A 337-nucleotide genomic window follows, 5' to 3' on the forward strand; every position below is an offset into this window, starting at 1 on the left:
ATCATCCGGCGCTGCGATGACGAGGCCTGATGGCGCTCACTGCAGGGCGCGCAGCCCCGCCATCGGCGGCTGACGCCTCACTTCTCTCGACAGCCAGAAGCCCAGCCCGCCGATCAGCACGCCCCCCGCCAGCGGCAGCCGCACCCACAGCCACGGATGCAGCACCACCGGCAGCCCCAGCCAGCCGGAATAGAGTCCGACCGCCGCACCTTCGGCGAGCATCGCCGCCAGCAGCCCACTGAGCAGACCGAGCAGCACGAACTCAGCGGCCTGCAGGCGGGCCAGCAGCCCCTGGCCTGCGCCGAACACCTTGTACAGCGCGCCTTCGTGCTCACGT

General features: G+C 70.9%; 1 pseudogene. It reads right to left on the bottom strand.

Annotation, left to right across the window (positions count from 1 at the left end):
- Positions 1-36: 36 nt before the first annotated feature.
- A pseudogene (locus CWB62_RS18725) lies at positions 37-337 on the bottom strand (hypothetical protein); the annotation flags it as partial.

The sequence above is a fragment of the Pseudoalteromonas sp. S408 genome (genome assembly GCF_005886645.1).
GTDB lineage: Bacteria > Pseudomonadota > Gammaproteobacteria > Enterobacterales > Alteromonadaceae > Pseudoalteromonas.